The organism is Methylomonas methanica (assembly GCF_001644035.1).
GTDB lineage: Bacteria > Pseudomonadota > Gammaproteobacteria > Methylococcales > Methylomonadaceae > Methylomonas > Methylomonas methanica_A.
The window spans coordinates 161,707-169,190 of sequence record NZ_LUUG01000088.1 but is presented as its reverse complement, the minus strand read 5'-3'; the positions used below and the strand labels follow the sequence as shown (position 1 = coordinate 169,190).

The 7,484-nt window shown below is 50.0% G+C and carries 11 protein-coding genes; 4 read left to right on the top strand and 7 right to left on the bottom strand.

Annotated features, from left to right (window positions below; genetic code table 11):
* Positions 1 to 292 precede the first annotated feature (292 nt).
* Positions 293 to 1,243, top strand: coding sequence for a hypothetical protein (locus A1332_RS16370; protein ID WP_064009503.1), 951 nt, complete (start codon positions 293 to 295; stop codon positions 1,241 to 1,243).
* Between the two features lie 92 nt (positions 1,244 to 1,335).
* On the opposite strand, the gene A1332_RS25370 is transcribed toward A1332_RS16370, so the two are convergent.
* On the bottom strand, positions 1,336 to 1,620 hold the full coding sequence (locus A1332_RS25370; protein WP_157204028.1) for a hypothetical protein: 285 nt from the start codon (positions 1,618 to 1,620) through the stop codon (positions 1,336 to 1,338).
* 148 nt (positions 1,621 to 1,768) lie between these two features.
* Here A1332_RS25370 and A1332_RS24915 point away from each other — a divergent pair, with 148 nt between their 5' ends.
* Together A1332_RS24915 and A1332_RS16360 are read left to right on the top strand one after the other, a co-directional pair.
* The gene (locus tag A1332_RS24915) at positions 1,769 to 2,047 is read left to right on the top strand and encodes a BrnT family toxin (RefSeq protein ID WP_082879729.1); all 279 of its coding nucleotides are present in this window, start codon (positions 1,769 to 1,771) and stop codon (positions 2,045 to 2,047) included.
* A complete protein-coding gene (locus A1332_RS16360) occupies positions 2,022 to 2,318 on the top strand; it encodes a BrnA antitoxin family protein (protein ID WP_064009501.1) in 297 nt (98 codons plus the stop codon). Before A1332_RS24915 ends, A1332_RS16360 begins: the two co-directional genes overlap by 26 nt.
* Before the next feature lie 98 nt (positions 2,319 to 2,416).
* Here the strand turns inward: A1332_RS16360 and A1332_RS16355 are convergent, their stop codons facing one another.
* Genes A1332_RS16355 through A1332_RS16350 form a run of 3 tightly spaced genes read right to left on the bottom strand, consistent with a single transcriptional unit; the run spans position 2,417 to position 3,341 of the window.
* Positions 2,417 to 2,725: a helix-turn-helix domain-containing protein gene (locus tag A1332_RS16355; protein ID WP_064009500.1), complete on the bottom strand. Its 309-nt coding sequence runs from the start codon at positions 2,723 to 2,725 to the stop codon at positions 2,417 to 2,419.
* Positions 2,715 to 2,825 (bottom strand): BrnT family toxin, encoded by a 111-nt coding sequence (locus A1332_RS24910; protein ID WP_231886487.1) that lies wholly within the window; start codon positions 2,823 to 2,825, stop codon positions 2,715 to 2,717. Before A1332_RS24910 ends, A1332_RS16355 begins: the two co-directional genes overlap by 11 nt.
* 21 nt (positions 2,826 to 2,846) lie before the next feature.
* Positions 2,847 to 3,341: a phage tail protein gene (locus A1332_RS16350; RefSeq protein WP_064009499.1), complete on the bottom strand. Its 495-nt coding sequence runs from the start codon at positions 3,339 to 3,341 to the stop codon at positions 2,847 to 2,849.
* A 703-nt stretch (positions 3,342 to 4,044) separates the two neighbouring features.
* Here A1332_RS16350 and A1332_RS26540 point away from each other — a divergent pair.
* Entirely contained in the window at positions 4,045 to 4,212 is a 168-nt protein-coding gene (locus tag A1332_RS26540; RefSeq protein WP_082879727.1) for a BrnA antitoxin family protein, read from the top strand.
* 50 nt (positions 4,213 to 4,262) lie between these two features.
* Here A1332_RS26540 and hisD read toward each other — a convergent pair whose 3' ends face one another.
* The 3 genes from hisD to murA are packed head-to-tail and all read right to left on the bottom strand — an operon-like array spanning position 4,263 to position 7,477.
* On the bottom strand, positions 4,263 to 5,564 hold the full coding sequence (gene hisD / locus A1332_RS16340; protein ID WP_064009498.1) for a histidinol dehydrogenase: 1,302 nt from the start codon (positions 5,562 to 5,564) through the stop codon (positions 4,263 to 4,265).
* Positions 5,561 to 6,196: an ATP phosphoribosyltransferase gene (hisG, locus tag A1332_RS16335; protein WP_064009497.1), complete on the bottom strand. Its 636-nt coding sequence runs from the start codon at positions 6,194 to 6,196 to the stop codon at positions 5,561 to 5,563. Before hisG ends, hisD begins: the two co-directional genes overlap by 4 nt.
* A gap of 15 nt (positions 6,197 to 6,211) precedes the next feature.
* Positions 6,212 to 7,477 (bottom strand): UDP-N-acetylglucosamine 1-carboxyvinyltransferase, encoded by a 1,266-nt coding sequence (gene murA / locus A1332_RS16330; protein ID WP_064009496.1) that lies wholly within the window; start codon positions 7,475 to 7,477, stop codon positions 6,212 to 6,214.
* Between the last annotated feature and the right edge of the window lie 7 nt (positions 7,478 to 7,484).

Here is a 7,484-nt window from a genome sequence, read left to right as displayed (position 1 = left end):
ACAGAGTATCTAACGGGCTAATCCGTTCAAAAGCTCCGGTGCTCGGCGCGGCATACGGGAGAAAACCCAGTCGCGAAATTTGAAATTGTCTAATAATTGCAAAGCGCGTAACTCGTAAGGCTTATTCTATTTTATAACCATATGTATTGAGTTTTATGGTCTTGTACACGTGTGGCATCGAATAAGTAATTTTTAGTATGATACAGAAAGTTGTTGTTAGAATTAATAGTGCGGCCTCCATCTTGACTTGGGAACGGTCAGAAAAATTTATAATGCCACTAATTAAAAAATAATGAATAATATCAATGGTTTTGAGCTTCACTATTATTTTAGTGATAAATCCCACGAAATAGATGCATTCGTTCGAAATAGATGTGAAGCTGAGCTGTTAGGAATTATTATTGAAGCTTCGCACATCTTAGAAATAGAAGTATCCTTAATCAAGGATGTGTATAACGAGGGCGGGTTTCGCGATATTTGGAAAGCACTTGGAGACAATCAAGGTTCTATTGCAATTCTGTTAACAATAATTCAAATTATAATTTCAGTCGCCCCTCATCTCAATTTTGAAAGCAAAGAACTCGAATTAGAGGAAAAAAGATTGGCTATTGAAGAGAAAAGGTTGAATATAGAGAAGTTGAAGCAAGAAATTGAGAATGGAAAGATTAACAGTAAAGCAGTAAATGAAGCTGCTTTAGCAGTTAGCTCGAATCTTAAGATTATCAAGCGCAAATCAAATTTTTACTCTCGAATAGAAGAATATCAAAAAGTGACAAAAATTGGGATAACTATTTTAGATGAGAAGAGAAATCCTGTAGCTGATGAGGTCGTTGTTCTGAGATCTGATTTTTACAAGCATATTCTTGGTACAAATCGATTGAGAAGTGAAGAAGATGATAAAGCGATTATTGAAATAATTTCACCAGTTTTAAAAGAGGGGCGTTATAAATGGAAGGGAGTCTATAAGGATGCGCCTATAAGTTTTGAAATGAATGACCACTCTTTTCGTGATGCAGTTTTGATAGACAATATTCCGTTCCGACACGGGAGTAAAATAGTTTGTGCTCTCGTAGCTCATAGGGAGCTTGACGAGGCTGGAAATATCAAAGTCACCGGATATTCCGTTACGACCGTTCTTGAAAAAATTGATGGAGATACCGTAACGGAAACAATTCAAGGAAAGAAATATCGACACGCAAAAAAACTATCAAAGTCTCAAAGTGATTTATTTGGAAGCTGGTAATAACTTGGCTGGATTTCATAGTCATTCAAGCTGAAGTGTTTCCAACGGGAACTGACTAAGGGCTTTTTGATTCGGTGAAGGGGCTTCTCCCGTTATTTCGCCCCGAGCATCGCAGCTTTTGGCGAGAAAAGCCCGACAGGGGAGCTGCAGGGATGCCGCTCGTTTTCGGAGGGGGAGGGAAGCCCCTTCCGAAAACCCTCGCCAAAAGCGACAAATTTGTCTGGAGCAAATTTGAACAGCCGATAGGCTGGCCCGCAGGGCGAAAACCATGGCTGGTTTTCGTAAAAGCGCAGGATAAAGGCGGAATGTCGGGTGGCCTTTTCTTTGAATACTTTCTTTTGGCCGAAAATTGCTCCTGCATTTTCGGCATTCGCCACATCCCTGTGGTTTGCCAAGCAAAAGAAAGTATCTCGGCTGTCGGGCCGAGACCCGACATACAAAAATCGTCGCGTCAGCGACACAAAATCACTTTTCGTATAAACAAAAACTTGCTCTAACTAGTTTTTGTTTATACATTAATGTCTCATGATCATCGAGTTCGATCCTGCAAAAAATGCCAGAAACATCCTCGAACGTGGCTTGAGCTTCGAGCGAGTGGCAGATTTTGACTGGTCTAGCGCTATTGCAACGGAAGATGTCCGTAAAGAGTATCCGGAGAGGCGCTTTGTCGCGGCGGGTTACCTGAATGATCGCTTGCATATCCTGTGCTTCACCCCGATTAGCGGTGGTATCCGCGTGATTAGTTTCCGAAAAGCAAATTTAAGGGAGTCCCGTAAATATGGCAAAACCATTACCGTTGACTGATGCGGACGGCGAAGTTCGCGAGCTGACCGAAACCGATTTTAAACAGATGCGTCCCGCCGGCGAAGTATTTGCCGAGCTATTCGGCGCGGAGCAGGCAGTTGAAATGCTCAAGCCCAAGGGTGGTCGGCCACATAAGGATTCACCGAAAGTATTTACCGGGATAAGGCTGGATGCCGAGGTGCTGGAGGCTTTTCGTGCTACTGGTAAAGGCTGGCAGACTAGGATGAACGATGCGTTGAAGGAATGGCTGAAGGATCATTCGCCGGCGTGAGAGCCCTACAGCTTTTGTTTTGACCAATCAAAAGAAAGTATCGCGGCTGTCGGTCCGCGACGGACCTATAAAAATCCATCGCGAAAACGACACAAAAATTAGTCTAGCGCCGCCAAAGCCGCTTCCGGCGCCCTGTCCAATACTTTCAGCAACGCCTTGGCCGCGCCGGTCGGTGAGCGTTTGCCTTGTTCCCAGTTGCGGATCGTTTCAAGCGATACGTCGATGCGTTTGGAAAATTCGGCTTGGCTTAATCCCAGGCGATTGCGGACTCGGCGGGCGAAGCGCGCGGCGTCCTGCATCGCATTGGTTTCGTCCTGGACAATTTGTTGGGCTATATCGGCTTCCGTGGTGGTATCGATACGAGCGGGATCGACACGACCAACTTCTGAATCCGGTTCAATTTTCATGGAATTTGATCTCTCGTTGGTTGGCTTTGCGGGCCGAGATAATCCGAATCGCCTCGGGACGTGGAGTGTAGACCACGACAAATAGGCGCTGGTGAATCATTCCCATCATTCACGGATTCGATCACCGCATCCGCTGGATTTGATCGGCGGCGAACACCATGGTTTCTTTTCCGGGGCTTGTTTCGTTGTAATCAATCGACACCGGCCACACGTGAGTAAAGCTCCATTCCGCGATGGGGCTCATCGTTTGATCATAGGCAATCAAGGTAGCATCTACTCGCTCCCGGCTTCCTTTTCCAACCTGTTGCCGCCAATTCCAAAATTCAAGCGATTTCCCTAGGCTTTTGCTGCAGGTTAGATTTTTAACCGACTGACGTCCGGGTATCTTAATGATAGCGTATTCGCCGCGCGGGCCAGTCAATGGCCGTTCAATAACTTCGTTCTGCGAACCCAATCCTTTACAGTCAGTGAAATAGGTAGTGATACCGCCGGCGCTAAATTCGTAGTGCACAGGCCGGCCGGCGCTGCCATTGGGATCCTCAATGGCACCACCGTTGGCTGATGAGACCATGACAAAACCCAATATAACGCTTAAAACACTGTTAAATCTGTTCATAAAATACCCTCTAAAAAATAAAAATTATTCGGTTCAGCAGGCTGTTGATTTTCTCGGTATTTGAATTTTTCTACACAACATGCAGTGCTTATGGAGGAATAAAGTCACTATGTGTTGGGCCGGGATTATCAAAAATCGCATTTTTCAACAACCTGTTAAATCTAATTTGGCAAATTGAATGCCAATTTTCTTTAATCAAGGCTATAAGAGGCTATCTATTTGAATATAAAAAATTTTTAGTAATTTACGATCAAGAAACATCACCACGAACACGGCCTGTGGGCCACGATATATCGTTTTTAGCGCGACATTTCGTTACAACGAAACTTGGTTAGACTCCGCAAAAAACATCCAAAATATTTTCGAACCTGGTTTGAGCTTCGAGTCAGTAGTTGATTTAGATTGGTCTAGCGCGACTGCAACAGAAGATGTTCGTAAAGATTCTCCAGCGCGACGTTTTGTTGCGGCGGGTTACCTGAATGGCAGGCAGCATATTCTGTGTTTCACCGCCGATTGGCGGTGGAATTCGGGTAATTAGTTTCCGAAAAGCAAATTTAAGAGAGGCCCGCAAATATGGTAAATCCATTACCGTTGACTGAGGCAGACAGCGAAGTTCGCGAACTGACTGAAACCGATTTTAAACGGGTGCGCCCCGCCAGTGAGCTGTTTGCTGAGCTGTTCGGTGCGGAGTCAAGCGCCTGAAATGCTTAAGCCCAAGGGCGGCAGGCCACGTAAGGATTCACCTAAAGTGTTTACCGGGATTAGGCTGGATGCCGAGGTGTTGGAGGCTTTTCGTGCTACCGGCAAAGGTTGGCAGACTTGGATGAATGATGCCTTGAAAGAATGGCTGAAGGACCATTCTCCGGCATAATTTGCAGGCCGGAAATGCTTTCGCTTATCCGGCCTCGACTAGACTGTTGACTAAATTCTAAATTCCGCCGACCGCGCATGCGCAGTCAAACTCTCACCCCGCGCCAACACCGAAGCAATCTTGCCCAAATTCTGCGCGCCAACCGCCGAACAATTGATCAAGCTGCTGCGCTTTTGGAAATCGTAAACCCCTAAGGGCGACGAATACCGGGCAGTGCTGGAGGTAGGCAGAACATGGTTTGGGCCGGCGCAGTAATCGCCCAGCGCTTCGGCGGTGAAACGGCCCATGAATATGGCGCCGGCGTTATGGATTTGCTCACACAAGGCTTCCGGTTCCGCTACGGACAACTCCAAATGTTCCGGGGCGATGCGGTTGGCGACTTGCGCGGCTTCGGAAAGAGTGGCAACTTTGATAAACGCGCCGCGTCCGGTCAGTGAAGCGCGGATAATGTCGGCGCGTTCCATTTCCGGCAGCAATTTGTTGATGCTGGCTTCCACTTGTTGCAGAAAACCGGCGTCGTCACTGATCAAAATGGCTTGGGCATTTTCGTCGTGTTCGGCTTGCGAGAACATGTCCATGGCAATCCAGTCCGGGTTGGTCTGGCCGTCGCAGATGATCAAAATCTCGGATGGGCCGGCGATCATGTCGATACCGACTTGGCCGAACACCAGCTTTTTGGCGGTAGCCACATAGATATTGCCGGGGCCGACGATTTTGTCCACGGCCGGAATCGATTCGGTGCCATAAGCTAAAGCTGCCACGGCTTGCGCGCCACCGATAGTGAATACCCGGTCCACGCCGGCCACATGCGCCGCCGCCAATACCAGTGCATTGGTTTCGCCGCGCGGGGTGGGGACCACCATGATAAGTTCGCCGACACCGGCGACTTTGGCCGGAATGGCGTTCATCAACACCGATGAAGGATAGGCGGCTTTGCCACCGGGCACATAGAGGCCGGCTTTATCCAGCGCTGTGACTTTTTGGCCCAACACTGTGCCGTCAATCTCGGTGTATTGCCAGGATTGCAGTTTTTGATGCTCGGCGTAAGCACGGACCCTGTCAGCGGCGGTTTGCAACGCGATGGCTTGGGTGCTGGGTAGGGTATCCCAGGCCTGTTGCAACGCAGCTTGGTCCAGTTCCAACTCGGCAGCGGTTTTAAAGGCGGTGCTGTCGAAGCGGTTGGTGTACTCCAGCAGAGCTTTGTCGCCGCGTTTTTTAACGTCGGTGATGATGTCCAGCACGCGTTTGTGTATTTCCAGGTCGTCGCTGGCGTCCCAAGCTAAACGGGCTTGCAGTTGTTTGTCAAAATCGACGGCTGCACTGTCTAGGCGCAGCATCTTGATCGCAGTCATGATGACGCCCTCTGGGCCAACGTGGTTTCGAACTGATCGATGAGTGCTTGAATGGCTTGATGTTTCATTTTCATCGCTGCTTTATTTACCACCAGTCGAGAAGTGATGTTGGCGATAAGTTCCCGTGGTTCCAGGCCGTTGGCTTTCAGGGTGTTGCCAGTGTCGACCAAATCGACGATGCAATCGGCCAAACCGACCAGCGGTGCCAATTCCATCGAGCCGTATAACTTGATGATTTCGGCTTGAATGCCCAAATTGGCGTAATAGCTCTGCGCGGTTTTGACGTATTTGGTCGCAACCCGCAAGCGGCCTTTCACTTCCGGGGCATTGACCGGGCCGGCGGTCATCAAGCGGCAACCGGCGATGCCTAAGTCCAGCGGTTCGTAGAGGCTTTCCGCGCCGTGTTCCATCAATACGTCCTTGCCGGCGATACCCATATCCGCCGCGCCGTATTCCACAAAGGTGGGAACGTCGGTGGCGCGGATGATCACCAACTGCACGTCGGGGCGGGTGGTTTGCAGAATCAGTTTGCGGCTTTTGTCCGGATCGTCGATCGGCGTGATGCCGGCCTGTTCCAGAAACGGCAGAGCTTCTTCGTAAATACGGCCTTTGGATACGGCAATGGTCAACATGGTTTTGCGATGAGGTTAGTTAGGAACGCGGCGAATGGTGGCGCCCAATTGCGACAGTTTTTCTTCGATGTGATCGTAGCCACGGTCGATATGGTAAATCCGGTCCACCAGGGTTTCGCCTTCCGCCACCAGACCTGCCAGTACCAAGCTGGCGGACGCCCGTAAGTCGGTAGCCATGACTGGTGCGGCTTTTAACTGGCTACTGCCGGTGCAGATCGCGGTATTGGACTCTAGTTTGATCTGCGCACCCATGCGTTGCAGTTCCTGCACGTGCATGAAGCGGTTTTCAAATACGGTTTCGGTGATCAGGCCCACGCCTTCAGCTACGGAATTCAGAGCGGTGAATTGCGCCTGCATGTCGGTCGGGAACGCCGGATACGGGGCGGTGCGGACGGTAACGGCTTTGGGACGTTTGCCGTGCATATTCAGCTCGATCCAGTTCTCGCCGCAGGTGATATCGGCGCCGGCTTCTTTTAATTTAACCAGTACCGCGTCCAAGGTGCTGGGGTCGGTGTTTTTCAATTTGACATGGCCGCGGCTGATCGCTCCGGCCACTAGGTAGGTACCGGTTTCGATGCGGTCGGGCAGGATGTCGTAATGCAAGCCTTCCACGCCCAGTCTTTCCACACCTTCCACGGTCAGAATGTCGGTGCCGACGCCGGTGATTTTGGCGCCCATTTTGTTCAGAAAATGCGCCAGGTCGGTGACTTCCGGTTCTTTCGCGGCGTTTTCAATGATGGTGATGCCTTCGGCCAGTGTCGCAGCCATCAGGATATTTTCGGTACCGGTTACGGTGACTTTATCCAGCACCAAATGGCAGCCTTGCAAGCGCTTAACTTTGGCATGGATATAGCCGGCTTCGACGGTAATATCGGCACCCATTTTAAGCAGCGAGTCGATGTGAATATCCACTGGCCGGGTGCCGATGGCGCAACCGCCGGGCAGCGAGACATACGCTTCGCCGAAGCGGGCCAGTAACGGTCCCAATACCAGAATCGAGGCGCGCATGGTTTTCACCAGCTCGTAAGGTGCTTCGTATTTGTCGATAGTGCTGGTATCCACTTCGATGTTCATCTTTTCGTCGACGGTCAGGCGCACGCCCATTTGTCCCAACAATTCCATGGTGGTGGTAATGTCGTGCAAATGCGGAATGTTGCCGACGCTGACCGGCACATCGGACAACAGGGTGGCGGCCAGAATAGGCAGAGCGGCGTTTTTGGCGCCGGAGATTCTCAGTTCGCCGTGCAGCGGTTGACCGCCGGTAATCAGTAATTTATCCATGGATTTT